The organism is Burkholderia sp. PU8-34 (assembly GCF_053427725.1).
Genome location: NZ_JBSAXC010000013.1, coordinates 21,914 through 48,343, shown reverse-complemented (window position 1 = coordinate 48,343; position 26,430 = coordinate 21,914). Strand labels below are relative to the sequence as shown.

Below are 26,430 nucleotides of genomic sequence, written 5' to 3'. Positions count from 1 at the left end.
AGTTGGCGCGACCGGCCGCTCGGCGATGTTCGCGCGCAACTATTGAATCATCCAGACTCAGGATTCAGTCAGTACACGTCGCCAGTCAAGCTGGACCCATTGTCTGCTGATCGCTTCCTTGTGCAGCGTGTCGTTCGGATTCACGACATGCGGATGCCGTACCGACTGCAGCAGCGGCATGTCGTTCAGCGAATCGCTATAGCCGTAGCTGCCCTCGAGCGACTCGCCGTGCTGCGCAAGCCACTCGCGCAGCCGCGTGACCTTGCCTTCGCGATAGCTGAGCACGCCGCATGTCCGGCCGCTGTACACGCCGTCGGTCGTTTCCAGCCGGATCGCGATCACGTCCGCGACACCGAGCCGCCGCGCGATCGGTCCGACCAGATGCTCGCCCGACGCCGAAATGACGAGCACGCGGTCGCCGCGCGCGCGATGCAGCGCAAGCTGGCGCCAGGCTTCGGGGAACACGCGCGGCACGATCACCGCTTCGATGAAGCGGTCGATCCATGCGCCGACCTCGTCGCACGCAAGACCCTGCAACGGCGCGAGCGTGTAGTCCATGTAGTCTTCCATCGCGAGCGTGCCCGCATGGTAGTCGCGCAGCAATGCCGCCTCGTGCGGCAGCATGTCGGCCGGCGCGAGACCGTGCTCGACCTGGAATCGCAGCCACAGGTTCGAACTGTCGCCGTCGATCAGCGTGTCGTCCATGTCGAAGATCGCGAGCGCCATTCAGTGCACCTCCCGCATCTGACGGCGATCGATCGATACCCCGATCGCGCTGCCCGTCGACAACAATTCGCCGGGGCCGCGGTTCAGGTGGTCAACGCGCAGGCTCACGCCGTCGGCGTCGACTTCGTAGCGGACGATATTGCCGAGCAGCTGGCGGCCGCGAATGACGGCCGGCACCGGCGCGTCCGGGTGCGCGTGATGGCGTGCGCCCGGCTCGCACAGCTCGATCGATTCGGGGCGAATCGCCAGATGTCCGGTCAGCACGATCCCGAGCAGCCGATCCGCTTCGGCCGGCGACAGCAGGTTGTAGCTCCCGATGAAGCGTGCGACGAACTCGCTGGCCGGCGCCGTATAGATGGTCTCCGCGGCGCCTTCCTGCACGATCCGTCCGCGATTCATCACGCAGATCCGGTCCGACAGCGTGAGCGCTTCCTCCTGGTCGTGCGTGACGAACACGGTAGTCAGGCCGAGACGTTGCTGGATGTCGCGGATCTGCTCGCGCAGGCTGCGGCGAATGCGCGCGTCGAGCGCCGACAGCGGTTCGTCGAGCAGCAGGATGCGCGGCTCCACGACCAGTGCGCGTGCGAGCGCGACGCGCTGGCGCTGTCCGCCGGACAGTGCATGCGGATAGCGCGCCTCCATGCCGTTCAGCTCGACGAGACGAATCACGTCGGCCACGCGCCGCGCGATGTCGCCGGCCGTGCGCTTCTGCATCTTGAGGCCGAACGCGATGTTGCCCGCGACGGTCAGGTTCGGGAACAGCGCATAGTTCTGGAACACCATGCCGATGCCGCGCCGCTGTGGCGCGAGTGTCGTGATGTCCTGGCCGTCGACGCGAATGCATCCGCCGTCGACGCCGGTCAGGCCCGCGAGACAGCGCAGCAGCGTCGACTTGCCGCAGCCGCTCGGACCGAGCAGCGTGACGAACTCGCCGTGCCGGAGGACGAGCCGGATGTCGTCGAAGATGGTCGTCGCGCCGTAGCGCTTGGTCAGACCGTCGATTTCCACATGAGACATGATGCAGCCTCTTTATTTGCTTGAGCGGCCGAGCCGGGTCGCGAACCAGGTCAGCACGAGAGTAGACAGGAAGTAGCTCATCACGAGCGCGCTGGTCAGGTGGCCGCTGCCGGCGTTGATGCTGTACAGATAGACCTGCAGCGTCTCGTAGCGCGCGCCGGCGAGCATGTTGGCGAACACGAATTCGCCGAGCAGCAGCGAGAACGACAGAAACAGCGACGCCATCAGGCCCTTGCGCAGGTTCGGCAGGATCACGCGAATGAAAGCCTGCGGCGTATCGGCGCCCAGCAGATAGGCGGCGTCCATCAGGCTCGTCACGTCTATCGCGCGCAGGCTGTCGGCCAGCGCGCGATAGACAAACGGCAAGGCGATCGTGAAATAGCTGCCGACCAGGATCCACGGCGTGCCGACGAGCGGCAGCGGACCATCGGCGAACAGCTGCAGCAATCCGACGGACGCGACCACCGGCGGCATCGAGAACGGGATCAGGATCAGCACGTTCATCCAGCGATCGAGCCGCGGAAAGCGGTAGCAGACGACGAACGCGGCCGGCACGATCACGAGCGTCGCGAGCAGCAGCGTGCCGACGCACAGCAGCAGCGAATGACCGAACGCGGCGATGAAGCGCGTGTCGTGCCAGAGCCGCGCATACCAGTCGAACGTCAGCCCCTCGGGCAGGATCGTCGCTTCCCAGCGCCGCGACAGCGAGTAGAGCAGCGTTGCGACGACGGGGGCGACGAGCAGCGCGCTCAGCAGCCCGATGACGACGCGATGGAAACGGTCAGCGCGCATGGTAGCTCCTCTTCAGCAGCCACTGGTTGACGGCGGCGACGAGCGCGAGGAGTCCGACGAGCATCACCGACAGCGCGGCGGCCAGGTCCGGCTGCAGGTCGATGTTGCCGGATACGAGACTCGCAATCCGCACGGTCACCAGATTGAAGTTGCCCGACGTCAGCGCGAAAGCGGTCGCATAGGCGCCCATCGCGTTCGCGAGCAGCAGGATGAACGTGCCGAGCAGTGCCGGCGCGAGCACCGGCAGCGCGACATGCCGCCAATAAGCCCAATGGCCCGCGCCGAGCAGCGCCGCCGCTTCCTGCCAGTGGTCGTCGAGCGCGTCGAGCGCCGGATAGAGCAGCAGCAGGCCGAGCGGCAACTGGAAGTACGTGTACAGCAGGATCAACCCGTCGCGCGAATACAGACGGAAGTCCTGCAGCCAGCCCCATTCGCGCAGCAGCAGCGTGAGCGTGCCGTTGGTGCCGATCAGGATGACGAACGCGAATGCGAGCGGCACGCCGGACAGATTGCCGGTCATGTTGGTGAGCGCGATCACGGCGTTCCGGAAGCGGCCGCCTGCGCGACGCAGCGAGACCGCGCCCGGCAGGGTGATCAGCAGCGCCAGCACGCTCGAGTAGAGCGAGATGCTCAGGCTGTTGCCGAACGCCTGACGATAGAACGGCGAGCCGGCGATTATCCGGAAGTTGTCGAGCGACAGGCTGTGCTCGCCCGCGACGCTGTGCGCGAGCACCCAGCCCATCGGCGCGAGGCAGAACAGCGTCAGCAGCGCAAGCATCGGTACGAGCAGCAGCGCCGAGCGCCAGTGATGCAGGCGGCGGCCGCGGGCGGGCACGATGCACGCGGCCCGCGGCAGCGGTGGGGAGACGGAGAGTTTCATCGGATTGGAGCTCCGCGAGGCTTGCGGCAGCCCGTGCGGGCACGGGCTGCTTGCGCGCCGGACCGTCGCGCAAGCGCTGCGGCCCGGGTTGCGCGACGCAGCCTCACTGCATGTTGACGATCACCTGCTCCTGCCATGCGCGCGGCAGTTGCTTCTGCGTGGCTTCCCACGCGGCGAAGTCGCCGATCGGCTTCGCGACGCGGTACTGCGACGCCGGCAGCAGTTTCGCGGCGACGTCCTGCGGAATCTTCACGTCGGTGCGGATCGGACGCGCGTAGCCGCGCGCCAGGTTGACCTGGCCGGCGTCGCTCAGGATGTATTCACGCGCGAGCATCGCCGCGCTCGGGTGCTTCGCGTACTTGTTGATGATCGTCGAGTAGCCGTAGGTCAGCGAACCGTCCTGCGGGATCAGCACGTCGAAGCGCGACGCGTCGATCTTGTCGCGATACGCGAGCGCATTGAAATCCCACTGGATGCCGACCTCGACCTCGCCTTTTTCCAGATTCGCGATGTTCGGGTCGTTCAGCGTCAGGCGGCCCTGCTTCGCGAGCTGAGCGAACAGGTCGAGCGCCGGCTTCAGGTTTTTCTCGTTGCCGCCGAGCGCGTAGGCCGCGGCCAGTACCGCGCTGCTCGCGCGCGCCGACGTGCCGACGTCGCCGAGCGCGACCTTGTATTTGCCCTTCAGCAGGTCGGCCCACGTCTTCGGCGGATTCTTCACCAGCTTGTTGTTGACGATGAACGCGATCGTGCCGGTGTACGACACTGCCCATTGGCCGTCCTTGTCCTTCGCCCATGCGGGGATCCGGTCCCAGGTGGTCGGCTTGTACGGCTGGGTTACGCCCTTTTGCACCGCGATCGGCGCGAACGTATAGCCGACGTCGCCGATGTCGCCGCTCGCGTTGGTCTTCTCGGCGTCGAACTTGGCGATCTCCTCGGCGGAGCTCAGGTCGGTGTCCTGGTGCTTCAGGCCGTATTTCTGCGAAAGCTGGGCCCACGTGTCCTGCCAGTTGGCCCAGTCGGCCGGCATGCCGAGGCTGTTGACTGCGCCCTCTTTCTTCGCAGCACCGATCAGGCCGTCGATGTTTTGCGCGAACGCGGTGGTGATGGTCAGGCTCAGGGCGCCGGCGATGCAACCGGCAATCAGGGTGCGCATGGTGGTCGTCCTCTGGACTAGTCAAAAAACAGCGCGAATGTTAGATGCCGAATATGTCAGTTTTGCGTCTTCGCGCTTGCGATTGGCTCGGAATCCGAAAAATTGGCACGAGCTTCAGTCGCATATGCGCTGCATCGTTGATTATTCCGTTGTCATACGGCCGTCATCAAGCTTTGGCAAAAAGGCGGCATCCGAAAAATAGCAACACTGGACTAGTCACAGCATGAACGATCGCCCTCCAACCCAGATCATGCAGATCCGGCAGGCGCTTACCGGCCAGATCGACAGCGGCCTGCTCGCCCCCGGCACGAAGCTGCCGTCCGAACGTGAGCTGTGCGAGCTGTTCGACACGACCCGCATTACGCTCAAGGACGCGCTGCTGGCGCTCGAGGCCGAAGGCCTGATCTACCGGGAGGAACGGCGCGGCTGGTTCGTCGCCTATCCGCGGCTGAACTACAACCCGCTCTACCGCACCTACTTTCAGCGCATGGTCACGCTGCAGAAGCGTCAGGTGGAGACGAAGGTCGTCGGTACCGGGCAAGTCGTCGCGAACGCGCTGCTGTGCAAGGAAATGGCGCTCGCGCCACTCACCCGCCTATACCAGATCCGTCGCCTGCGCTATCTGGACCGCCGCGCGGTGTCGTACGTCGAGCATTTCCTCAAGCCGGAGCGCTTCCCCGGCATCCTCGAGCACGACTTGTCGAAATCGCTGACGCAGACCTATGAACAGTTCTACGACCTGCACTTTTCCCGCTCGCGATTCGAGATCTATCCGTCGGCCGCGCGCGGTGACGTCGCTCAGCAGTTGAACGTCACGCCCGGCAGCCCGATCCTGATGATCACGAGGGTCAATTTCGATCAGCACGGCACGCTGGTCGACTGCGACCACGAATACTGGCGCCACGACGCTGTGTGCATTTCGGTCGACAGTCAGGCCGACCAGCCGTGGGGCGGCGAGGACACCGCCTGAACGCCGGCACGATCCGCCGGCCCGTGTATCTGCCGTCCGTTGCGCGGTCCGTCGTTGATGTCCCTTCATCGAGAAAACGAGCATGTCATCGCTGCAACCCCTTCAGGACCGGTTCGACGCGCTGTTGAACCACAACGTGATTGATCCGTCGTACTGGCCGGTGCCCACGCTCACGCGGCCGCTCGCCGCGAAGTTGCTGGAGCGGCTCGACAACGTGCGGCTGTTCGGCCACGCGTATCCGCTATTGACCAACCTGACGCACGGCCGCTATCGGCCGATCGATCTGCTCGATTTCGCGTGGCGTCACGAATTGGACGGCATGTGCATTCATCTGCTCGACGGCGAAGCGAACAGTCTCGCGCGAATGTCCGACGACGGGTTGCGCGCGGTCGCCGAGCGCGCGCAAACGCTGGGGCTTGCACTCCATCTCGAACTGAGCAGCACCGCGCGTGCCGACGTGGACGACGCGGCACGCATCGCCCGGGTGATGGGCGTGCACAATCTCCGCGTCTATTCGCGCTACGAGGGCCGGCTGTCTGCGGTCATGGAGCAAATCGACGCGGATCTGCGCTACGTCGCGCAACTGGCCGAGCGCTTCGACCTGCACGTCGACTTCGAACAGCACGAAGAACTCAAGAGTGCCGAAATCGCCGCGCTGTTGGGTCGCGTCGGCCATCCCCGCATCAATGCGCTGTTCGACTTCGGCAACATGATCAACGCATGCGAGCAACCGCTGCACGCATTGCGGAACCTGGCGCCGCACATTCGCCAGGTCCACATGAAAGGCGTGCGCATCGTGCCGGAAGCGTGCGGATTCGGGCATTACGGCGTGCTGCAGGGCAGCGCCGACGACGAACTGCCCGGCGCGCGCATGCTGTTCGAGTTGCTGATGCTGGGGGAGGATGCACCGCAGGTGATCGCGTTCATCCTCGAACAGGAAAACCATTACCCCGCGCCGGCGTTCCGGATGCGCGACGAAGAACCCGATCCGTTCATTCCTTATCGCGCGATGAGCGATACGCCGCTGCCTGCCGGCTTCACGGTCGAACAGATGATGGATGGCGAAGAACGCTGGGCGATCGACCAGATCGCATACGTGCGCGCCGTCCTCGGGGAGTTGAGGGGGCTCGCGGAGGGAGTGCTCGGCACGCGTGTGTGACGTGCCGCCCGATCGCGATTACTTCGCGATGAACTCGTGGACGTAACGGTTGAACGCACCGGGGTTGGCGGTGTTCATCCCGTGCGACGCACCCGCGACGGTCTCGCGTTGCGCGTTGCCGATCCACTGCGCGAGCGTCTCGACGTTGTTGCGGAACATCTTCGGGCTGCGCTGGCCGTCGATCAGCAGCGTGCGGCAGCGGATCTGCGCGGCCGTGTCGCGCGAATACGCGGGCAGCGGATCGCGCAGCTGCTTCGGCAGCGTGCTCGCGTTGTCGATCGCCATCGTGCGGAAGCGCGTCGTGCTCTTCTTCCATGCGCCGGGGATACTGACGGAATCGACGAACATCTCGAGCCCCGCATCGACATCGCCGTTTTCGACGAGGTTCACGGCCTTCGCGCGCAGCGCGAGCGCAGCCGGCGGCAGCTTCGCTTCCTCACGCACGCCTTCGCGCTGCAGCGGGCCGCCCGGATCGGCGAGCGTCAGCGTCGCGACGAGATCAGGACGGCTGCGCGCGACGTTGAATGCGACACTGCCGCCGCGCGAATGGCCGACGAGGTGCACTGGGCCGAGGTCGAGCGCGTCGATGAATTCGGCGAGTTCGTCGACGTGCGTCTGCCAGCCGAACTCGTCCTGGATGCCCGCTTCGACGGCCGGCCAGTAGTGGCTGAGACTCGGCGCGATGCAGCGGTAGTGCGCGGACAGCGACGCAAGCTGCGCGTCCCAATAGCGGTAATCGCAGAGCGATCCATGAACGAACACCATCGGCGCGCCCGTGCCCTTCTCGACGTAAGGCAGGCTGATGCCTGACGACAGCGTCGCAAATTGCAGGTCGGGGTTCGCGAGCACCGAAGGCTCGATTCGCATGTTCATGACTGAAAAAACTCACAGGTGCGTCATCACGTCGCAACTATGCCCGACGGCGGCACGTAAGAAAAACGCATAATTCTCATCGCATCGTTCAATTTTTCTGATACCAGCGCCGCAAACCCAGGTCGGTGCAAGGGCCTTTGGCGCGGCATGTTATTCGTCTGATGTTTGCAGAGGGGCGAGCGGCTGCATGCGGCGGGCGTGCGAGCCTGGCGCGGCGCTGCGGAGAAGCGGCAGACGTCGCCGGAGCGGCGCGGCGTAGAAGCGGCAGACGTCGCCGAGGCAGAGAGGCGTAGAAGCGGCAGCCGTCGTCCGAGGCGCGGAGGCGTAGAAGCGACAGACGTCGCCGAGGCGCGGAGGCGCAGAAGCGGCAGATGTCGCCGAGGGCTGGGACGCGTAGAAGCGGCAGTCGTCGTCCGAGGCGCGGAGGCAGAGAAGCGGCAGACGTCGTCGGAAGCGAGGAGGCGGGCCCGCCGTCAGCGGGCCGCGATGACGGGCGCCGAGCGCACGTCGACCGGCAAGTCGTTGTCGCGCGCGAACTGCATCGCGAATTCGAATGCATCGGGGCACACGGCCTGCAATTCGTGCGACACGAGCAGGCACTTGGCGCCGTCGTCGACGACCGGCGCCGCGAGCCGCGTCAGCGCGCTCGGGTAATTCGGCCGCTTCTCGCCGACGAACAGCGTGATGACGCCCGCGAGCCGTTCGGGCCAGTCGCTCGGCCGAAACGTCTTGCGCGCGTGCGTGACGCCCCGGATCAGGAAGCCGTCGATCCGGCCTTCATCGGTCATGTTAATGCGATCCATCCCTGTACGATCCTCGTTGGCGTTCCATCCGCGGCCGCGCCAGAGCGGCGTGCCGTGTTCGATGTCGATGTTGGGTGCGTGCGGCGGCAGTGGTGGTTCGGCCGCACGACGGGCACGCGCATGGCGGGTGCGTGCACTGCGCCGCCGTACGCGCCGCGCGCCTGCCGCGACGCGGCCGTGCGCCGCCCGTGGGTGTGATCAAGGCTCGGTCCCGTCGGCCGCGCCGTCGCCGCGTGCGGGTATCCGCAGGTTGCGCAGCTTGTGATACAGCGTCTTCTTCGGCATCCCGAGTTCGACGCTTGCGTCCGCGACGTTGCCGTTGTGCCGGCGCAGCATGTCCTCGATCAGCGTGCGCTCGAAGTATGCGAGCTGTTCCGCGAGCGTGCCGCCCGCAGCCGGCGCGCCGCCGGCCGACAGCAGGCTGTCGCCGGTCAGCCCGAGCACGAAGCGATCGGCGACGTTCTGCAGTTCGCGCACGTTGCCGGGCCACTGGTGCGTCATCAGTTCGGACACCTGCGCAGCGGACACGACGGGTGCCGGCTGCCCGAAGCGGCGCGCGGCCGCGAGCACGAAGTGCTCGAACAGGAGCGGCACGTCTTCGCGCCGCTCGCGCAGCGGCGGCAGCTCGATCTGCGCGACGTTCAGCCGGTACAGCAAGTCCGCACGGAAACGGCCGTCGGCCGCGAGTTCGGCGAGGTCGCCCTTCGACGCGGCGATCACGCGGCAATCGACCGGAATCAGCTCGTTCGCGCCGAGCCGTTCGATCACGCGCTCCTGCAGCACGCGCAGCATCTTGATCTGCAGCGGGATCGGCATCGTCTCGATCTCGTCGAGGAACAGCGTGCCGCCGTGTGCCCACTCGATCTTGCCGATACGCTTCTTGATCGCGCCCGTGAACGCGCCGGCCTCGTGGCCGAACAGTTCGCTTTCGAACACCTGTTCCGGCAGCCCGCCGCAGTTCAGCGCGACGAAATGTGCGTCGCGCCGTCCGCCGAAGTCGTGCAGGCTGCGCGCGATCAGTTCCTTGCCGGTGCCGGTCTCGCCGGTGATCAGCACCGACACCGACGTGTCGGCGAGCCGCAGGATCTTCTTGCGGACGTCGGCCATCGCGGGCGACTTGCCGAGCACGAGCGCCTCGATGCCCTGCCAGTTGTTGAGCGCCGCGCGCAGGCCCTGCACCTCGAGCGTCAGGCGGCGCTTCTCGACCGCGCGCGCGACACGGCCGGCGATCACGTCGGACGAGAACGGCTTCTCGATGAAGTCGTACGCGCCGACCTGCATCGCGCCGACGGCCGTCGAGATGTCGGCGTGGCCGCTGATCAGCACGACCGGGATCTGCGAGTCGACGGCCATTACGCGCTCGAGCAGCTGCAGCCCGTCGATGCCCGGCATCCGCACGTCGGACACGATCACGATCGGGGCGCCGGGCGCGACGTTCGCGAGCGCGTCGGCCGCCGATGCGTACGCGCTCACCGGAAACCCGGCGAGCGCGACGGCCTGCTCGACGCCGATCCGGACGTTTTCATCGTCCTCGACGACCAGCACCCGAATCTCATCTTCCATGCTCTGTCCTTTGCAGCGTGGCCGCTGCGAAATCGATACTGAACTGCGCGCCTCCGACGTCACCGTCGTGGCGGTTTGCGGCGGTGATCTTCGCGCCGAACCCTTCGACGATGCGGGACGTGATCGCGAGGCCGAGCCCGAGGCCTTGCCCGCGCGGCTTGGTCGTGACGAACGGCTCGAACAGGTGCGCGAGCACGTCTGGTGCAATGCCGGCGCCGCTGTCGGCGATCGTGAACCGCACGCGGCCATGCGGATCGGGCTCGCCCGCTTCGATGACGATCACGCGTGTGGCGGCGTCGCGCACTGCGTCGAGCGCATTGCCGAGCAGGTTCACGATCACCTGCTGCAGCTGGCTCGATTCCGCGTACACGGCCGCACCGGCCGGAATCCGCACGTCGAGCCGCACGCCTTCGTCGCGGATCCGCGCTTCGTAGATGAGCCGCGCATGCGCGACCGCCTCGGCGAGCGACACCGCGACGCGCTCGATGTCCGGCTTGCGCGCGAACGTCTTCAGCTCGCCCGTCAGCACGGCCATGCTGTCGACGAGCCGCCCGATGCGTTCGAGGTTCGCGATCGCCTGCGCGGGCTGGTTGCGTTCGAAGAACGTGCGCGCGTTGTCGCACAGCGTGCGGATCGCGACGAGCGGCTGGTTCAGCTCGTGCGTGAGGCCCGCGGCCATCTGCCCGAGCACCGCGAGCTTGCCCGCATGCACGACTTCCTGCTGCGAATCGCGCAGCCGTTGCTCGGTGCGCTCGCGCTCGACGATCTCCTGCTGCATTCGTTCGTTCGCGGCCGTCAGCGCGGCCGTGCGCTGCGCGACGGTGAGTTCGAGCTGGTCGTTCGCGCGGCGCAGCGCGTCCTGTGCGTTCAGCCGCGCGGCGATCGTGCGGCGGCGCTGGATCGCGTACGCGGCATAAAGCGCGGCGATCAGGAACGCGGCCGTCACGAACGCGAACGCCATCTGCTGCTGGCGCCGCGCGCCGGCGGTGTCGAGCAGCACCATCAGCGAATCGCCGGCCTGCGGCGCGGGCCGCGACATCACGAGATAGCGCGCGGTGCGTCCCGCGTGACGCAGGTCGGGGAAGGTGCCGAGCCATGCGGCGGCAGTCCAGTCGCCGGCGCGGCGATGGGGCAGCACCTCGACCGTGCGTCCCGCGTATTGCCGCGAGGCCTGGATCTCTTGCTGCTGTTGCGCGGTGATCGGCCGCAGCGCGGTGAACTTCCATTCGGGTTCGGTCGAGATCACGATCACGCCGTTGCCGTCGACGACCATCGCGGCGATGCCGGGCGCGCGCCACGCCGATTCCAGCGCGTCGACGCTGACCTTGACGGCCGCCGCGCCGAGCGTCACGCCGTCGTCGCGGACCGCGCTCGCGAAATACAGCCCGGGAATGCCCGTGTTGGTGCCGATCCCGAAAAAGCGCCCGCTGCCGCGCGCGAGCGCGTCCTTGAAGTAAGGTCGGTACGACACATTGGTGCCGACGAAGCTGACCGGCTCGTTCCAGTTGCTCGCGGCAATCACCGAGCCCTGCAGGTCGATCACGTCGGCCGCGCCGCTGCCGGCATCGCGGTTCACGGCTTCGAGGTAGGTGTTGACCGTCTGCAGCAGGCCGGGCGCCGCGTGGGGCACGGTTTTCAGCAGCGCGCGCACGCTGTCCTGGCGCGCGATCAGCGCGGGCATCGTTTCGTAGCGCCCGAGTTCGCTCTTCAGGCTCGCCGCGTACAGGTCGAGCCGGTGTGCGCCGACTTCCTCGAGCCCGTCGATCGCGCGGTCCCACGCGAACTCGACCGCGGCGGCGGTCACGCCGACATACAGCGCGGCCGCGCCTGCCCAGGCCCACCACGCAATTCCCTTGAAACGCTTGCCCACGTTCTCCCTCATCGATGCCCGTCGCCGGCCTGCCGCCCGCCCACCGAATGCGCGCGCCGCGCGCCGGACGAACCGGCGGCGCGGCGCATTGCACGGCCATCGCGAGCGGCCGCGCGGCGGCCCGTCATCCGAGATGGGCCAGCAGGATCAGCGTGACCGTGACGACGATCGCGCCGCCGATGCGCGTTGCGATTTGCGCGAACGGCATCAGCTGCATCCGGTTCGCGGCGGTCAGGATCGCGACGTCGCCGGTGCCGCCTTGCCCGCTGTGGCAGGCGTTCACGATGGCCGTGTCGATAGGGTACATCTTCAGCAGGCGGCCGACCACGAAGCCCGTGCCCATCAGCGTCGCGACGGTCGAGACGATCGTGATCACGTTGACGAGCGTGAACGCGGCGGTCAGCTTGTCCCACGGCGTCATCGCGACACCGATCGCGAACAGCAGCGGATAGGTGACGGCGGTCGAGAAGAACTTGTAGACGACGAACGCGCCTTCCTGCAGCGGCGGCGACACCGCTCGCGCGAGCTTCACGAGCACCGCAAGGAACAGCATCGCGACCGGCGCAGGCAGGCCGAACAGCTTGTGCGCCATCAGGCCGACGAGGTACAGCGTGATTGCGGTGATGCCGGCGCCCGCGATGTGCGTGACGTCGACGTGGCCGCGGATCTCTTCGTTCTCCGGCGTCATGTCGCCGCTTTCGCCCACTTGCAGGCGGCCGTTGCCGGTCAGGTGCGGCAGGCGCTTGCCGAGCATGTCGAGCGCGCCGGACAGGATGATCGCGGTCAGGCTGCCGAGCATCACCGGCGGCAGCACCATCGCGAACATCTCGCCTTGCGGCAGGTGCAGGATTTCCGAATAGCCGATCGACAGCGGGATCGCGCCTTCGCCGACGCCGCCCGCCATGATCGGCACGACGATGTACAGCAGCGTGTGCCGCGCGCCGAGCCCGAGCAGGGTGCCGACCGCGGTGCCGACGATCGCGGCGGCGACCGAGCCGGCCGCGAGCGGGATGAAGATCTTCACGAAGCCCTGGATCAGCACGCGCCGGTCCATGCTCAGGATGCTGCCGACGATGATCGACGCGATGAACAGGTACAGGAAGTTCGTCGACTTCGTGAACTCGACCGTCAGGTTCAGCACGGGCTTCGGCAGCACGTGATAGTAGGTCAGCGCGGACGGCACGAAGGTCGCGAAGATCGCCGCGGCGCCGATGTTGCGCAACAGCGGCAGGCGCTTGCCGAGTTCCGCGCACGTGAAGCCGAAGAACGCGAGCACGGCGATCGCCATCGAGATCTCGCCGGGCACCTTGCCGGTGACCGAGAAGCCGACGATCAGCGCGAGCAGGATGAAATAGACCGGCAGCGGGATGATGCCGATGCGGATTTCCATCAGCTTCCACCAGCCTTCCGGCCAGAAGCGGGTGCGGGTGGACGTGCCGGTGGCAGTGCGGGCCTCGGCAATCGGCTCCGCGTGAATAGGGGTAGGGGTCGAGGTCTGCAAGACGTGTCTCCTTGAATTTGGAATGCAGGCGCCGCGTCGCGGCATCGCATGCCGGGTAATACGCAACGTCCGTGCCAGCGTCGTTGTCGTCGGAGATTTTTCAACCTGTTGATTTTTATGGTGTTTTTGTTGTCTGGGGAAAGCGGTTGGGCAACGGCGTTCCGAGACTTCGGAATTCCCGCCGTGGGCAGGCCGAGATTTCAGCCATCCGGGCTGCCGCCGGCGCTGGCGCGCGCATATCGCTGGCGGCGATTTTCTTCGCAGAATCGCTTCGTAGACCACCCTACGGCCGCTCTCTATCATCGTCTGACATTTCCGTTGGCATGACGACCGGTCCGGAGAACGCCCCCGCGTTCGCCGCGGCGTCGCTCATGCGTTGATTCCGTCCCTGGTCTGGAGAGTGGTTTCCATGCTGCATCCCGTTTTTTTCGCAAGCCATCAGCGCCGTTTCGTGCGGCTGCTGGCGGCCACCCTGCTCGGCATGGCGCTCGTGGCCGGCGCGCAGGCCGAACCCGCGCCGCTGAAGGTCGGCGTGTCGACCACCCCGCAGATCGGCGCGCTGAAGATCGCCGCGAACGAGGCGAAGGCGCAGGGGCTCGACGTGAAGATCATCGAGTTCACCGACTGGAATACGCCGAACGCGGCGCTCGCGAACAAGGACATCGACGTCAACTACTTCCAGCACATCCCGTTCCTCGAGAACGCGAAGAAGCAGCGCGGCTACGACTTCGTGTCGATCGCGCCGGGCACGATCATGAAGATCGGCCTGTATTCGAAGAAGGTGAAAAGCTTCGGCGAATTGAAGGACGGCGCGAAGGTCGCGATCGCGAACGATCCCGTCAACGGCGGCCGCGGCCTGCTGCTGCTGCAGCGGGCGGGGCTCATCACGCTGAAGCCGGGCGTCGACTACCGCGCGACGACGCACGACATCGTGTCCAATCCGAAGCACCTGAAGATCATTGCGCTCGAAGCATCGCAGCTCGCGCGCGCGCTCGACGACGTCGATCTCGCACAGGGCTACCCGAGCTTCATCAAGCTCGCCGGCACGACCGATCCGAACAGCGCGCTGCTGTTCGACGGCACCGAGAACAGGAACTACGCGCTGCAGTGGGTCGTGCGGCCGGAGAGCGCGAACGATCCGCGCATCCGCAAGTTCATCGCGATCTACCAGCATTCGCCGGCGGTGCGCAAGGCGCTCGACGAAGCGTTCGGCTCGCTGTACGCGATCGCGTGGTGACGGAGGCGCAGATGGCGAACAAGAAAATCCTGCTCAACGCGTTCAACATGAACTGCGTCGGGCACATCAACCACGGCCTGTGGACGCACCCGCGCGACCGCTCCGCGCACTACACGGATCTCGACTACTGGGCCGATCTCGCGAAGACGCTCGAGCGCGGCAAGTTCGACGGCATCTTCCTCGCGGACATCGTGGGCGTGTACGACGTGTTCGGCGGCAGCCCGGACGCCGCGCTGCGCGAGTCGGTGCAGGTGCCCGTCAACGATCCGCTGCTGATCGTGCCCGCGATGGCGCAGGTGACGAAGCATCTCGGCTTCGGCGTGACCGCGAACCTGACCTACGAGCCGCCGTACCTGTTCGCGCGGCGCATGTCGACGCTCGATCACCTGACGAAGGGCCGCGTCGGCTGGAACATCGTCACCGGCTATCTCGACAGCGCCGCGCGCGGCATGGGCCTCGCGCAGCAGATCGGCCACGACGACCGCTACGAACGCGCGGACGACTACATGGACGTCGTCTACAAGCTGTGGGAACAGAGCTGGGACGACGATGCCGTGATCCGCGACACGCATGCGCGCGTGTTCGCGCAGCCGGGCAAGGTGCGGCGCGTGAAGCACGACGGGCCGTTCTATTCGATCGACGCGATCCACCTGAGCGAGCCGTCGCTGCAGCGCACGCCGGTGCTGTACCAGGCCGGCTCGTCGGCGCGCGGCGCCGAGTTCGCGGGCCGGCACGCGGAATGCGTGTTCGTGAACGGCCAGAGCAAGGCGGCCGCGCGCGCGGCGGCGCTCGACATCCGCGCGGCGGCGGCGCGGCAAGGGCGCGATCCGGCGTCGATCAAGATCTTCGCGGGCGTGACCGTCGTCACCGCCGAGAACGAGCGGCTGGCACGCGAGAAGTTCGACGAATACCGGCGCTACGCGAGCGCCGAGGCCGGCCTCGCGCACTTCGCGAGCTCGACCGGCATCGACTTCGCAAAGTACGGGCTCGACGAGCCGATCTCGTACGTGAAGACCGATTCGATCCAGTCGGCGGTCGACGCGATCTCGAAGAAGAGCACGAGCGGCACGTGGACCGTGCGCCGGATGCTCGACCAGATGTCGCTCGGCGGCCGCTATCACCCGATCGTCGGCTCGCCGTCGCAGGTCGCGGACGAACTGAAGTCGTGGATCGACGAAACCGGCATCGACGGCTTCAACCTGACGCGCACGGTGATGCCCGAATCGTTCGAGGATTTCGTCGACTGGGTCGTGCCGGAACTGCAGAACCGCGGGCTGTACAAGGAAGACTACGATCCCGCGCCGACGCTGCGCGAGAAGCTGTTCGGCGCGGGCGCGCGCCTGCCCGCGTGGCATGCGGGCGCGCAGCACCGGCCGGCCGCCGCACGCGAGCCGGCGCACGTTTCGGCCTGAAGGAGCCACGCGATGACGCAATTTTTCGACAGGCTGGGTTTCATCGAGGCTTCGGCGGCACGCGCGGAGCCTGACGCGCACACGCGCGCGGCCGACGATGTCGCTACGGACGGCATCGCCGTCGCGCTCGAACACGTCGGCAAGGTGTTCGCCTCGCCACGCGGGCAGGCCGCCGCGCTGCGCGACGTGACGCTGAACGTGCGGCGCGGCGAGGTGTTCGGGATCATCGGCCGCAGCGGCGCGGGCAAGTCGACGCTGCTGCGTCTCGTCAACGGGCTCGAACGGCCGACGTCGGGCCGCGTGCGCGTGCAGGGCGTCGATGTCGGCGCGCTCGACGAGAACGGGCTCGTCGCGCTGCGCCGCCGCACCGGCATGGTGTTCCAGCATTTCAACCTGCTGTCCGCGAAGACGGTTGCCGAGAACGTCGCGCTGCCGCTGAAGATCGCCGGCGTGCCGAAGGCCGAGCGTGCGCGCAAGGTCGCCGCGCTGCTCGAACTCGTCGGCCTGACCGCGAAGCGCGATGCGTATCCGGCGAGCCTGTCCGGCGGACAGAAGCAGCGCGTCGGCATCGCACGCGCGCTCGTGCACGATCCGGAAGTGCTGCTGTGCGACGAGGCGACGTCGGCGCTCGATCCGCTGACGTCGCAGTCGATCCTCGCGCTGCTCGCCGACATCAACCGCCGGCTCGGCCTGACGATCGTGCTGATCACGCACGAGATGGACGTGATCCGCGCGGTATGCGACACGGTCGCGGTGATCGAACAGGGTGAACTCGTCGAGACGGGGCCGGTGTGGCGCGTGTTCGGCAATCCGCAACATGGCGCGACGCGCGCGCTGCTCAGCACGCTCGTGCACGACCTGCCGGCCGAACTTGCCGCGCGCGTGCAGCCGCTGCCGCACCGCGCGGCACTGCCGGACGGCGCGCAGGTCGTGCTCGACGTCCGCTATACGGGCGAGAGCGGCGGCGAGCCGGACGTCGGCGCGCTCGCGGCGGCACTCGGCGGATCGGTGCGGTTCCTGCACGGCGGCATCGAGCGCATCCAGGGGCGCGCGCACGGCCGCCTCGTGATCGCGGCGGCGCCCGGCGCAACCGATGCGCGCGTGGCCGATGCGGTCGTTGCGGTTGATGTGGCCGATGCTGCCGATGTGGCCGCCGCGCTGCTCGAACGCGGGCGCCGCCACGCGAACCACGCGGAGGTGCTCGGCTATGTTTGAGCTCTGGTGGCCCGAACTGCTCGACGCGATTCGCGACACGCTGTCGATGGTCGCGGCATCGGCGGCCGTTGCGGCGCTCGTCGGCATCCCGCTTGCGGTGATCCTCGTGACGACCGCGCCCGGCGGCATCTACGAGCGGCGCGCGCTGAACGCTGCGCTCGGCGCGATCGTCAATGTGTTCCGCTCGACGCCGTTCATCATCCTGCTCGTCGCGCTGCTGCCGTTCACGCGCCTGCTGATCGGCACGACGATCGGCATCTGGGCAGCCGTCGTGCCGCTGTCGATCGCGGCGATCCCGTTCTTCGCGCGTGTCGCCGAGGTGAGCCTGCGCGAAGTGGATCGCGGGCTGATCGAAGCCGCGCTCGCGATGGGCGCGAAACGCCGCCACATCGTCTGGCACGTGCTGCTGCCGGAGGCGCTGCCCGGCATGGTCGGCGGCTTCACGATCACCGTGGTCGCGCTGATCGGCTCGACCGCGATGGCGGGCGCGGTCGGCGCGGGCGGGCTCGGCGATCTCGCGATCCGCTACGGCTACCAGCGCTTCGATACCACTGTGATGGCGACCGTGATCGTGATCCTGATCGCGCTCGTCTCGGCCGTGCAAGTCACGGGCGATCGCCTGGTCCGACAACTGACCCGGCGTGCATGAGCGGGCGCCACGAGCGCCCGCTTTCCCAACCAATGATCCTGAGAGACCGAAACATCATGACACTGCCCATCGGCACGCCGCGCGAGTGGAACGGACAATTCGAGGAAGCGCTGTTTCTCGATATAGCGCGACGCCATCGTCCCGATTTCCGCGCGAAGCTCGCGACGCCGCCGCGCGAGCCGCGCACCGCGGACGAGTTCGCCGCGGTCGCGGACTACTACACGAAGATGGCATCGCACGACCTGTTCATCGTGCAGGTTGTCGCGAAGGCGATCGACACGCTGTTCCGCGACGATCCGCATTTCCAGCTGATCCTGTCGCGCCAGCTCGGCGACGACGGCGCGCACGCGGTGATCGGCCGCGAACGCGTGACCGAGCTGACCGGGCAGGATCCGCTGCCGGAGGTCGGCCGGCTCGTCGCCGCGCACTGGGCGCGCATCGGCGATCTGGCCGTGCGCGACATCGCGGGCTTTCTCGCGTTCGAATGGCATTACGAGCTGCACATCCTCGCGAAGCTGTGGATCCAGCGCAAGACCGGCCGCGTCGCCGACGGCGCGATGCGCGAGCACGGCGAGAACCGCATCCGTCCCGACGAGGAATGGCATCGCGTGCAGATCGTGCAATGGTGGTTCGACACGCTCGCGGCACTGCCGGCCGCGGAGCGCGAAGCGCTGATCGATCGCGTGATCGCGGCCGACGACGAAATGCAGGTGCGGCTCGACGCCTACCTGCACGACGAATACGCGCACACCGCGCACGTGTTCGGCGCGGACATCGCGGACTATCGCGCGATCTATGACGACTGGCGGCGCGAGATCCTCGCGCAGTTGACCGGCAGGCGCGAACTCGGGAAACTTGTGCCGTTGTCGGGAGCCGTCCCGGCACAGGAACAGGAAGCCCTCGCATGAATGATCCACGCGGCCCGGCGACCCTCGCCGCGGCAACGGATGTGTCAGCAATCGATCCGGACGCACTTGCGCGCGTGATCGACGCGCTGCGCGAAACCGCCGCCGCGCGCGATCGCGCGGGCGGCCATGCAGCGCAGGAAAAGCAGTGGCTTGCCGACGCGGGGCTGCTGACGCTTGCGGTGCCGCGCGCGTTCGGAGGCCAGGAAGCCGCGTGGCCCGCGATCTACGACGCGATCCGGCAGATCGCGCGCGTCGACAGCGCGCTCGCGCATCTCGTCGGGTTTCAGTGCCTGCAGGTCGTGAGCGTCGACGTGTGGGGCAACCCGGCGCAGCGCGAACGCTATCTGCGCGGCACGGTCGGGCATCGCTGGTGGTGGGGCAATGCAGTCAATCCGCTCGACACGCGGCTCGTCGCGACCGCGACGGCCGACGGCGGCTACCGGCTCGACGGCGTGAAGGGCTTCTGCTCGGGCACGCGCGGCTCGCAGCGGATGACGGTGTCCGCGCACGATCCGGCCATCGGCCGCACGGTGTTCGGCGTCGTGCCGACCGACCGCGCGGGCATCACCGTGAACGACGACTGGGATCCGGTCGGCCAGCGGCAGACCGACAGCGGCAGCGTGACTTTCGACCGCGTGACGCTGGCGCCCGATGAAGTGCTGCATCGCTCGGAAGCGCCGCCGACGCCGCGCGCGACACTGCGCACGCTCGTGTCGCAGCTCGTGCTGACGAACCTGTTCGTCGGGCTCGCCGAAGGCGCGCTCGCTGCCGCGCGCGGCTATGTGCTGCAGCATGGGCGGCCGTGGATTCATGCGGGTGTCGAACGCGCGACCGACGATCCGTACACGCTGCAGCGCTTCGGTGACATGCGCGTGCAGGCGGTGGCCGCCGCGGCGCTCGCCGATCGTGCGGCCGGCGCGTTGCAGCGTGCTTGGGTGCAGCACGATGCGCTGACGGCAGACGGGCGTTCCGAAGTCGCGCTGGCCGTGTCGGAAGCGAAGGTCGTCGCGCAACGCGCGGCGCTCGAGAACGGCGAAGCGCTGTTCGATGCCTGCGGCGCGCGGGCGACGGCCGCGTCGCTCGGGCTCGACCGGTTCTGGCGCAATGCGCGCACGCATACGCTGCACGATCCGCTTGATTATCGGTTGCGGGATGTCGGGCGGTTTGCGTTGACGGGCGAGTTGCCGCAGGCGTCGCTCTATACGTAAGCGCAAGGTCGCGGCGGGTGCTTGCCTGCCGTGCTGCTTGCTGCGCGGCAGCGGGCCGATGCAGGCGGCGGTCGCTCCGTGCGGCCGTCGGTCCTTCCGGCCCCGCCGATGCCTCAAGCGTCGCGATGCCGCAGCTCGACCCGCTTGATGTCTTTCACGATCACGAGGTAGCTCAGCACCGTGACGAGCGCGTTGAGCCCGACGAACACGAGCGCGCCGTTGAACGAGCCGCTCGCGCCGACGAGGTAGCCGATCGCGATCGGCGCGACGATGCCCGCCGTGTTGCCGAACATGTTGAACAGGCTGCCCGACAGCCCGATCGCCTCCTTCGGCGCCGTATCCGCGACGACCGCCCAGCCGAGTGAGCCGATGCCCTTGCCGAAGAACGACAGCGCCATCAGCGCAATCACGGGTGCTTCGCTGTCGACGTAGTTGCAGCCGATGATGGCCATCGACAGCAGCATCCCGCCGACGATCGGAATCTTGCGCGCGAGCGTCAGCGATACGCCGCGGCGGATCAGCCCGTCCGACAGCATCCCGCCCAGCACGCCGCCGAGGAACCCGCAGATCGCGGGCAGCGACGTCATGAAGCCGGCCTTCAGCAGCGACATCCCGCGCGCCTGCACGAGGTAGATCGGGAACCACGTGAGGAAGAAGTACGTGAGCACGTTCACGCAGTACTGGCCGAGGTAGACGCCGATCAGCATCCGGTTCGACAGCAGCTGGCGCACGTAGTACCAGCCCGCGACCTTGCTGCCCTCGGACGGCGCACCCCGCGCGTCCTTGCCGCGCGTGCAGGTCGGCCTGCCCGTCGTGCGCACGAGGCCGCCGCCCAGCTCGATGTGTTCGAGTTCCGCGCGGTTCACCGCCGGATGGTCGGCCGGATCCTTCACGACGCGCAGCCACAGCAGTGCGAGCGCGATGCCCGCGACGCCGAGCAACAGGTACACGTGGTGCCAGCCGTACGCATGCGTGAGCCATGCCATCAGCGGCGAGAACACGACCGCCGCGAAATACTGCGCGGAGTTGAAGATTGCCGATGCGGTGCCGCGCTCGGCAGTCGGGAACCAGCTCGCGACGACCTTCGCGTTCGCCGGGAACGCGGGCGCTTCGGCGATGCCGACCGCGAAGCGCATCGCGAACAGCGCGGCGACCGCGAACGCGGCGCTGCCGCCGAGCCCGATCGTGCTCTGCAGCAGCGTGAACGCCGACCACAGGAAGATGCTGGCCGCATAGACGCGCCGCGCGCCGAAGCGGTCGAGCAGCCAGCCGCTCGGCAGCTGCGCGAGCACGTACGCCCAGCTGAATGCCGAGAAGATGTAGCCCATCGTCACCGGATCGATGCCGAACGCCTTGCGAATCGGCGTGCCGGTGATCGACAGCGTCGCGCGGTCCGCGTAGTTGAGTGTCGTGACGACGAACAGCATCGCGAGGATCCAGTAGCGCACGGCGCTGCGGCGTGCGACCCGGGCGAGGTCGATCGGGAGATCGCGGGAGGGAGTCTGATTAGGCACTTTAATGTACGTCGTCATATGACATCGCGTGAAGTTTAGTGACGACAGGCCGGCCGACGTAACCCGGGTTTTCCCTCTCGCCAATGCCGAAGCAGATCAAAATGCCGCCGAATCCCACTATGTATAAGGCTATGTGGTGATGGGGCGTTCGCGGCGCGCACACGGCTCGCCAAAATCAAGTCGGCAGACATCGTATCTGTTGGGCTACAATGGGCGACCTATTCCCGAACCACGGAGCACACCCCATGCAACTGACAGGTGAGATGCTGATCGGCGCCGATGCGGTCTACGGCTCGGCCGGTACTTTGCGCGCATTCGATCCGGCGCAGGGCGCGCCGATCGATACGCCGGCGTTCGGCGTCGGCGAGCTGGCCGACGTCGAGCGTGCTTGCGAACGCGCGCGCGACGCGTTCGACACGTACCGTGCGCAGCCGCTGGCCGCGCGCGCGGCGTTTCTCGAAGCGATCGCCGACGAGATCGTCGCGCTCGGCGACGCGCTGATCGAGCGCGCGCACGCCGAGACGGGCCTGCCGGTTGCGCGCCTGCAGGGCGAGCGCGGCCGCACGGTTGGCCAGCTTCGTCTGTTCGCTCGCGTCGTGCGCGACGGCCGTTTCCTGGCTGCATCGATCGATCCCGCGCAGCCGGCACGCACGCCGCTGCCGCGCGCCGACCTGCGGCTGCAGAAGATTCCGCTCGGGCCGGTGGCCGTGTTCGGCGCGAGCAACTTCCCGCTCGCGTTCTCGGTCGCCGGCGGCGACACTGCGTCGGCGCTCGCGGCCGGCTGCCCGGTGATCGTGAAGGCGCACGAGGCGCACCTCGGCACGTCCGAGCTGGTCGGCCGCGCGATCCGCGCCGCCGTTGTGAAGTGCGCGATGCCGGCCGGCGTGTTTTCGCTGCTGATCGGGCCGGGCCGCGTGGTCGGCGCGGCGCTCGTCAGCCATCCAGCGATCCAGGCGGTCGGCTTCACCGGTTCGCGGCAGGGCGGGGTCGCGCTGACGCAGCTCGCGAACGCGCGTCCGCAGCCGATTCCCGTCTACGCGGAAATGAGCAGCATCAACCCGGTGCTGCTGTTCCCGGCCGCGCTCGCCGCGCGCGCCGAGTCGCTCGCGACGGGCTTCGTCGATTCGCTGACGCTAGGCGTCGGCCAGTTCTGCACGAACCCGGGGCTCGTGCTTGCGGTCGACGGCGCGGATCTCGATCGCTTCGAAGCCGTCGCTGCGCAGGCGCTCGCCGCGAAGCCGGCCGGCGTGATGCTGACGCGCGGCATCGCCGACGCGTACCGCAACGGCCGCGGCCAGCTTGCCGAACTGCCGGGCGTGCGTCCGATCGGCGCGGGCGGCGCGGCGCAAGGCGCGTGCGACGTGAGCGGCGCGCTGTTCGAAGTCGGCGCGCAGGCGTTCCTGGCCGAGCCGGCGTTCGGCCATGAAGTGTTCGGTCCGTCGTCGCTGATCGTGCGCTGCCGCGATCTCGACGAGATGGCGCGTGTGCTCGGTGCGCTCGAAGGCCAGTTGACGGCGACGCTGCAGATGGACGCCGCCGACAAGCCGCTCGCGCGCCGGTTGCTGCCGATCCTGGAGCGCAAGGCGGGGCGCCTGCTGGTCAACGGTTTCCCGACCGGCGTCGAGGTGTGCGACGCGATGGTGCACGGCGGGCCGTTCCCGGCGACGTCGAACCCGGCGGTGACGTCGGTCGGCGCGACCGCGATCGAGCGCTTCCTGCGGCCGGTGTGCTATCAGGACTTCCCGGACGATCTGCTGCCGGAAGGGCTGCAGGAATCGAATCCGCTGGGGATTCCGCGGCTGCGGGACGGCAACACGGAGTGAGCGGGGCGGCCCGGCGGCACATGCGCCGGGCCTGTCGGCGGGAGCGTGCAGGCGGAAGCGGTCGACTGGCCGCTTCTGCCTTTTTTGCTTGCTTCATTGCCGGTGGTTCCGTCGCCGGCTTTTCTCCCGGCGGGTGCCGGGCTGTCATGTCATGCATCGCGACGAAGCAGCACACGGCCGCTTCGTCGCTTGACCATCCGAACCGCTTACTGCGGGCCCATCTTCTTGATCAGCACGTCGAGCTGCGCGATTTCCTCGTCGTTCAGGTCGACGAGCGGTGCGCGCACCGGGCCCGCGTCGTGGCCGACGAGCTTCGCGCCCGCCTTGACGATGCTGACCGCGTAGCCCGCGCGGCGGTTGCGGATCTGCAGGTACGGCAGGAAGAACTCGTCGATCAGCCGGCCGACCGTCGCGTGGTCGTCCTTCGCGATCGCTTCGTAGAAGGCCATCGCGGTCTTCGGGATGAAGTTGAATACCGCCGACGAATACACGGGCACGCCGAGCGCCTTGTAGGCCGCCGCATAGACTTCGGCGGTCGGCAGGCCGCCGAGGTACGAGAAGCGGTCGCCGAGGCGGCGGCGGATCGTCACCATGCTCTCGATGTCGCCCACGCCGTCCTTGAAGCCGATCAGGTTCGGGCAGCGGTCGGCGAGGCGTTCGAGCATGTCCGCGTTCAGCTTCGAATTCGCGCGGTTGTAGACCACGACGCCGATCTTCAGCGCGCGGCAGACCTGCTCGACGTGCTCGGCGATGCCTTCCTGGCTCGCTTCGGTCAGGTAGTGCGGCATCAGCAGGATGCCGCTCGCGCCGAGGCGCTCGGCTTCCTGCGCATATTCGATCGCGACGCGCGTCGCGCCGCCGGCGCCGGCCAGGATCGGCACCTTGCCCTTGCAGGTCTCGGTCGCGACGCGGATCACGTCCGAATATTCACGCTGCGTGAGCGAGAAGAATTCGCCCGTGCCGCCGGCGGCGAACAGCGCGGTCGCGCCGTACGGCGCGAGCCACTCGAGACGCTCGGCATAGGTGGTCGGGCGGAAATTGCCCGCGGCGTCGAAGTCCGTCAGCGGAAACGACAGCAGGCCGTGGGAAATGATCTGTTTGAGTTCTTGCGGAGAAGTCATGGTTGGTCGTCCGTCTAGCGCGAGTGCTGGGTTCGTCGGGAACGGCATGCGTGCCATGAGTGGCGATGTCGTTGTATGTCATCGTACAACGTGACCGGGTAGGACGCAAGCTGTTTGCCGGTATCGCCGGAGTAGGGTCTTTACCGATAAGGGTTTACGCACAATATCCCGGTCGTGCTCAATGTCATATGATGACTAACGATTCAGACGGTAGCCTCCAGGAATTCCGATGATTGCTTCCCCTCTTTACATCCGCGTGCATCCGGACGACAACGTCGCGATTGTCGTCAACGACGGGGGCCTGCCCGAAGGCGCGACGTTTGCCGACGGCCTGACGCTGCGCGAAGGCGTGCCGCAGGGCCACAAGGTCGCGCTGGCCGATCTCGCGGCCGGCGACCCGATCGTCCGCTACAACGTCGTGATCGGCTACGCGCTGACCGACCTGCGGCGCGGCAGCTGGGTCAACGAGCGCACGATGCGCATGCCCGAGCCGCCGAGGCTCGACGACCTGCCGCTCGCGACCCGCAGCGCGCCGCCGCTGCCGCCGCTCGAAGGCTATACGTTCGAGGGCTTCCGCAATCCCGATGGCTCGGTCGGCACGCGCAACATCCTCGCGATCACGACGACCGTGCAGTGCGTGTCGGGCGTCGTCGAGCACGCGGTGAAGCGCATCAAGGCCGAGCTGCTGCCGCGCTATCCGAACGTCGACGACGTGGTCGGGCTCGAGCACACGTATGGCTGCGGCGTCGCGATCGACGCGCCGGACGCCGACATCCCGATCCGCACGCTGCGCAACATCAGCCTGAACCCGAACTTCGGCGGCGAGGTGATGATGGTGAGCCTCGGTTGCGAAAAGCTGCAGCCGGACCGCCTGCTGCCGCCGGGCGCGATTCCGGTCGCGGCCGGCGGCGATCCGGGCGATGACGGCGATAACGATGACAACGGCGGCGTCGTGTGCCTGCAGGACGCCGCGCACGTCGGCTTCAACTCGATGATCGACTCGATCATGCGGATGGCCGAATCGCATCTGGAGCGGCTGAACCGCCGCCGCCGCGAGACCTGCCCGGCGTCGGACCTCGTGGTCGGCGTGCAGTGCGGCGGCAGCGACGCGTTCTCGGGGCTGACCGCGAACCCTGCGGTCGGCTTCGCGGCGGACCTGCTGGTGCGCGCGGGCGCGACGATCATGTTCTCCGAGGTGACGGAAGTGCGCGACGGCGTCGCGCAGCTCACGTCGCGTGCGGCGAACGAGGACGTCGCGCGCGCGATCATCCGCGAGATGGACTGGTACGACCGCTACCTGCAGCGCGGCCGCGTCGACCGCAGCGCGAACACGACGCCCGGCAACAAGAAAGGCGGCCTGTCGAACATCGTCGAGAAGGCGATGGGCTCGATCGTGAAGTCGGGCAGCGCGCCGATTGCCGGCGTCGTGCCGCCGGGCGAGCGCGCGCGGCAGAAGGGGCTGCTGTACGCGGCGACGCCCGCGAGCGACTTCATCTGCGGCACGCTGCAGCTCGCCGCGGGGATGAACCTGCACGTGTTCACGACCGGGCGCGGCACGCCGTACGGCCTCGCGCAGGTGCCGGTGATCAAGGTCGCGACGCGCAGCGATCTCGCGCGCCGCTGGCACGACCTGATGGATCTCGACGCGGGACAGATCGCGACCGGCGCGGCGACGATCGAGGACGTCGGCTGGGAACTGTTCCGGCTGATGCTCGACGTCGCGAGCGGCAAGCGCCGCACGTGGGCCGAGCAATGGAAGCTCGCGAACGCGCTGACGCTGTTCAATCCGGCGCCGGTGACCTGACGCGCGCGTTCGGACGAGCGGCAGGCGGGCGCCTTCGGGGCGCCCGTTTTTGTCTGGACGCGCGCGCGATGTGCTGCGCAATCGCGGCGGCGCCGCCGAAATCCTTACCTCGAACGTAATCGACTGGCGCGGCGAGGCGGGCGACGATACAGACATGCGGACACGACACGTTCGCGGCGCCGTCGTCCCATCATCCACACCAGGAGCCTCGCATGAAACCCGCATGAACCGC

The 26,430-nt window shown here is 67.7% G+C and carries 22 protein-coding genes; 10 read left to right on the top strand and 12 right to left on the bottom strand.

Annotation, left to right across the window (positions count from 1 at the left end):
* Positions 1 to 57: 57 nt before the first annotated feature.
* The 5 genes from ACV22Z_RS26010 to ACV22Z_RS25990 all read right to left on the bottom strand — a co-directional run bounded on the left by ACV22Z_RS26010 (position 58) and on the right by ACV22Z_RS25990 (position 4,568).
* Positions 58 to 726, bottom strand: a complete 669-nt coding sequence (locus ACV22Z_RS26010) for an HAD family hydrolase (protein WP_448079148.1) — start codon at positions 724 to 726, stop codon at positions 58 to 60.
* On the bottom strand, positions 727 to 1,743 hold the full coding sequence (locus ACV22Z_RS26005) for an ABC transporter ATP-binding protein (RefSeq protein ID WP_448079147.1): 1,017 nt from the start codon (positions 1,741 to 1,743) through the stop codon (positions 727 to 729).
* A gap of 12 nt (positions 1,744 to 1,755) precedes the next feature.
* Positions 1,756 to 2,535, bottom strand: a complete 780-nt coding sequence (locus tag ACV22Z_RS26000) for an ABC transporter permease (RefSeq protein ID WP_448079146.1) — start codon at positions 2,533 to 2,535, stop codon at positions 1,756 to 1,758.
* Positions 2,525 to 3,415: an ABC transporter permease gene (locus ACV22Z_RS25995; protein WP_448079145.1), complete on the bottom strand. Its 891-nt coding sequence runs from the start codon at positions 3,413 to 3,415 to the stop codon at positions 2,525 to 2,527. Before ACV22Z_RS25995 ends, ACV22Z_RS26000 begins: the two co-directional genes overlap by 11 nt.
* A gap of 103 nt (positions 3,416 to 3,518) precedes the next feature.
* Positions 3,519 to 4,568 (bottom strand): ABC transporter substrate-binding protein, encoded by a 1,050-nt coding sequence (locus tag ACV22Z_RS25990; RefSeq protein ID WP_448079144.1) that lies wholly within the window; start codon positions 4,566 to 4,568, stop codon positions 3,519 to 3,521.
* A 223-nt stretch (positions 4,569 to 4,791) separates the two neighbouring features.
* On the opposite strand from ACV22Z_RS25990, the gene ACV22Z_RS25985 reads away from it, so the two are divergent.
* Together ACV22Z_RS25985 and ACV22Z_RS25980 are read left to right on the top strand one after the other, a co-directional pair.
* A complete protein-coding gene (locus ACV22Z_RS25985; RefSeq protein ID WP_448079143.1) occupies positions 4,792 to 5,538 on the top strand; it encodes a UTRA domain-containing protein in 747 nt (248 codons plus the stop codon).
* Between the two features lie 82 nt (positions 5,539 to 5,620).
* The gene (locus ACV22Z_RS25980; RefSeq protein WP_448079142.1) at positions 5,621 to 6,697 is read left to right on the top strand and encodes a sugar phosphate isomerase/epimerase family protein; all 1,077 of its coding nucleotides are present in this window, start codon (positions 5,621 to 5,623) and stop codon (positions 6,695 to 6,697) included.
* Between the two features lie 18 nt (positions 6,698 to 6,715).
* Here the strand turns inward: ACV22Z_RS25980 and ACV22Z_RS25975 are convergent, their stop codons facing one another.
* The 5 genes from ACV22Z_RS25975 to ACV22Z_RS25955 all read right to left on the bottom strand — a co-directional run bounded on the left by ACV22Z_RS25975 (position 6,716) and on the right by ACV22Z_RS25955 (position 13,307).
* Positions 6,716 to 7,570 (bottom strand): alpha/beta fold hydrolase, encoded by an 855-nt coding sequence (locus ACV22Z_RS25975; protein WP_448079141.1) that lies wholly within the window; start codon positions 7,568 to 7,570, stop codon positions 6,716 to 6,718.
* Positions 7,571 to 8,043: 473 nt separating this feature from the next.
* Entirely contained in the window at positions 8,044 to 8,373 is a 330-nt protein-coding gene (locus ACV22Z_RS25970) for a DUF3579 domain-containing protein (RefSeq protein ID WP_448079140.1), read from the bottom strand.
* Positions 8,374 to 8,571: 198 nt separating this feature from the next.
* Entirely contained in the window at positions 8,572 to 9,936 is a 1,365-nt protein-coding gene (locus ACV22Z_RS25965; RefSeq protein ID WP_448079139.1) for a sigma-54-dependent transcriptional regulator, read from the bottom strand.
* On the bottom strand, positions 9,926 to 11,818 hold the full coding sequence (locus ACV22Z_RS25960; protein ID WP_448079138.1) for a sensor histidine kinase: 1,893 nt from the start codon (positions 11,816 to 11,818) through the stop codon (positions 9,926 to 9,928). Before ACV22Z_RS25960 ends, ACV22Z_RS25965 begins: the two co-directional genes overlap by 11 nt.
* A gap of 112 nt (positions 11,819 to 11,930) precedes the next feature.
* A complete protein-coding gene (locus ACV22Z_RS25955; protein ID WP_448079137.1) occupies positions 11,931 to 13,307 on the bottom strand; it encodes a 2-hydroxycarboxylate transporter family protein in 1,377 nt (458 codons plus the stop codon).
* Between the two features lie 409 nt (positions 13,308 to 13,716).
* On the opposite strand from ACV22Z_RS25955, the gene ACV22Z_RS25950 reads away from it, so the two are divergent.
* From ACV22Z_RS25950 to ACV22Z_RS25925, 6 genes are read left to right on the top strand one after another with little or no spacing between them, the layout of a single operon-like run.
* Positions 13,717 to 14,544 carry a MetQ/NlpA family ABC transporter substrate-binding protein gene (locus ACV22Z_RS25950; RefSeq protein WP_448079136.1) on the top strand — a complete coding sequence of 276 codons (828 nt, stop codon included), beginning with the start codon at positions 13,717 to 13,719 and terminating at the stop codon, positions 14,542 to 14,544.
* 11 nt (positions 14,545 to 14,555) lie between these two features.
* A complete protein-coding gene (locus ACV22Z_RS25945) occupies positions 14,556 to 15,956 on the top strand; it encodes an LLM class flavin-dependent oxidoreductase (RefSeq protein ID WP_448079135.1) in 1,401 nt (466 codons plus the stop codon).
* Positions 15,957 to 15,968: 12 nt separating this feature from the next.
* The gene (locus tag ACV22Z_RS25940; protein WP_448079134.1) at positions 15,969 to 17,171 is read left to right on the top strand and encodes a methionine ABC transporter ATP-binding protein; all 1,203 of its coding nucleotides are present in this window, start codon (positions 15,969 to 15,971) and stop codon (positions 17,169 to 17,171) included.
* Positions 17,164 to 17,820 carry a methionine ABC transporter permease gene (locus tag ACV22Z_RS25935; RefSeq protein ID WP_448079133.1) on the top strand — a complete coding sequence of 219 codons (657 nt, stop codon included), beginning with the start codon at positions 17,164 to 17,166 and terminating at the stop codon, positions 17,818 to 17,820. Before ACV22Z_RS25940 ends, ACV22Z_RS25935 begins: the two co-directional genes overlap by 8 nt.
* A gap of 56 nt (positions 17,821 to 17,876) precedes the next feature.
* On the top strand, positions 17,877 to 18,728 hold the full coding sequence (locus ACV22Z_RS25930) for a hypothetical protein (protein ID WP_448079132.1): 852 nt from the start codon (positions 17,877 to 17,879) through the stop codon (positions 18,726 to 18,728).
* A complete protein-coding gene (locus ACV22Z_RS25925; protein WP_448079131.1) occupies positions 18,725 to 19,936 on the top strand; it encodes an acyl-CoA dehydrogenase family protein in 1,212 nt (403 codons plus the stop codon). The genes ACV22Z_RS25930 and ACV22Z_RS25925 overlap by 4 nt, the downstream gene beginning before the upstream one ends.
* Before the next feature lie 113 nt (positions 19,937 to 20,049).
* On the opposite strand, the gene ACV22Z_RS25920 is transcribed toward ACV22Z_RS25925, so the two are convergent.
* A complete protein-coding gene (locus tag ACV22Z_RS25920; RefSeq protein ID WP_448079130.1) occupies positions 20,050 to 21,450 on the bottom strand; it encodes an MFS transporter in 1,401 nt (466 codons plus the stop codon).
* A gap of 245 nt (positions 21,451 to 21,695) precedes the next feature.
* On the opposite strand from ACV22Z_RS25920, the gene ACV22Z_RS25915 reads away from it, so the two are divergent.
* Positions 21,696 to 23,273: an aldehyde dehydrogenase (NADP(+)) gene (locus tag ACV22Z_RS25915; RefSeq protein ID WP_448079129.1), complete on the top strand. Its 1,578-nt coding sequence runs from the start codon at positions 21,696 to 21,698 to the stop codon at positions 23,271 to 23,273.
* Positions 23,274 to 23,479: 206 nt separating this feature from the next.
* On the opposite strand, the gene kdgD is transcribed toward ACV22Z_RS25915, so the two are convergent.
* A complete protein-coding gene (kdgD, locus tag ACV22Z_RS25910; RefSeq protein WP_448079128.1) occupies positions 23,480 to 24,394 on the bottom strand; it encodes a 5-dehydro-4-deoxyglucarate dehydratase in 915 nt (304 codons plus the stop codon).
* Positions 24,395 to 24,623: 229 nt separating this feature from the next.
* On the opposite strand from kdgD, the gene garD reads away from it, so the two are divergent.
* Entirely contained in the window at positions 24,624 to 26,198 is a 1,575-nt protein-coding gene (gene garD, locus ACV22Z_RS25905) for a galactarate dehydratase (protein WP_448079127.1), read from the top strand.
* Positions 26,199 to 26,430 lie beyond the last annotated feature (232 nt).

Coding starts and splice junctions, on each gene's coding strand:
- ACV22Z_RS26010 (WP_448079148.1), bottom strand. CDS start 726: ATGGCGCTCGCGATCTTCGACATGGACGACACGCTGATCGACGGCGAC.
- ACV22Z_RS26005 (WP_448079147.1), bottom strand. CDS start 1,743: ATGTCTCATGTGGAAATCGACGGTCTGACCAAGCGCTACGGCGCGACG.
- ACV22Z_RS26000 (WP_448079146.1), bottom strand. CDS start 2,535: ATGCGCGCTGACCGTTTCCATCGCGTCGTCATCGGGCTGCTGAGCGCG.
- ACV22Z_RS25995 (WP_448079145.1), bottom strand. CDS start 3,415: ATGAAACTCTCCGTCTCCCCACCGCTGCCGCGGGCCGCGTGCATCGTG.
- ACV22Z_RS25990 (WP_448079144.1), bottom strand. CDS start 4,568: ATGCGCACCCTGATTGCCGGTTGCATCGCCGGCGCCCTGAGCCTGACC.
- ACV22Z_RS25985 (WP_448079143.1), top strand. CDS start 4,792: ATGAACGATCGCCCTCCAACCCAGATCATGCAGATCCGGCAGGCGCTT.
- ACV22Z_RS25980 (WP_448079142.1), top strand. CDS start 5,621: ATGTCATCGCTGCAACCCCTTCAGGACCGGTTCGACGCGCTGTTGAAC.
- ACV22Z_RS25975 (WP_448079141.1), bottom strand. CDS start 7,570: ATGAACATGCGAATCGAGCCTTCGGTGCTCGCGAACCCCGACCTGCAA.
- ACV22Z_RS25970 (WP_448079140.1), bottom strand. CDS start 8,373: ATGGATCGCATTAACATGACCGATGAAGGCCGGATCGACGGCTTCCTG.
- ACV22Z_RS25965 (WP_448079139.1), bottom strand. CDS start 9,936: ATGGAAGATGAGATTCGGGTGCTGGTCGTCGAGGACGATGAAAACGTC.
- ACV22Z_RS25960 (WP_448079138.1), bottom strand. CDS start 11,818: ATGAGGGAGAACGTGGGCAAGCGTTTCAAGGGAATTGCGTGGTGGGCC.
- ACV22Z_RS25950 (WP_448079136.1), top strand. CDS start 13,717: ATGCTGCATCCCGTTTTTTTCGCAAGCCATCAGCGCCGTTTCGTGCGG.
- ACV22Z_RS25945 (WP_448079135.1), top strand. CDS start 14,556: ATGGCGAACAAGAAAATCCTGCTCAACGCGTTCAACATGAACTGCGTC.
- ACV22Z_RS25940 (WP_448079134.1), top strand. CDS start 15,969: ATGACGCAATTTTTCGACAGGCTGGGTTTCATCGAGGCTTCGGCGGCA.
- ACV22Z_RS25935 (WP_448079133.1), top strand. CDS start 17,164: ATGTTTGAGCTCTGGTGGCCCGAACTGCTCGACGCGATTCGCGACACG.
- ACV22Z_RS25930 (WP_448079132.1), top strand. CDS start 17,877: ATGACACTGCCCATCGGCACGCCGCGCGAGTGGAACGGACAATTCGAG.
- ACV22Z_RS25925 (WP_448079131.1), top strand. CDS start 18,725: ATGAATGATCCACGCGGCCCGGCGACCCTCGCCGCGGCAACGGATGTG.
- ACV22Z_RS25915 (WP_448079129.1), top strand. CDS start 21,696: ATGCAACTGACAGGTGAGATGCTGATCGGCGCCGATGCGGTCTACGGC.
- kdgD (WP_448079128.1), bottom strand. CDS start 24,394: ATGACTTCTCCGCAAGAACTCAAACAGATCATTTCCCACGGCCTGCTG.
- garD (WP_448079127.1), top strand. CDS start 24,624: ATGATTGCTTCCCCTCTTTACATCCGCGTGCATCCGGACGACAACGTC.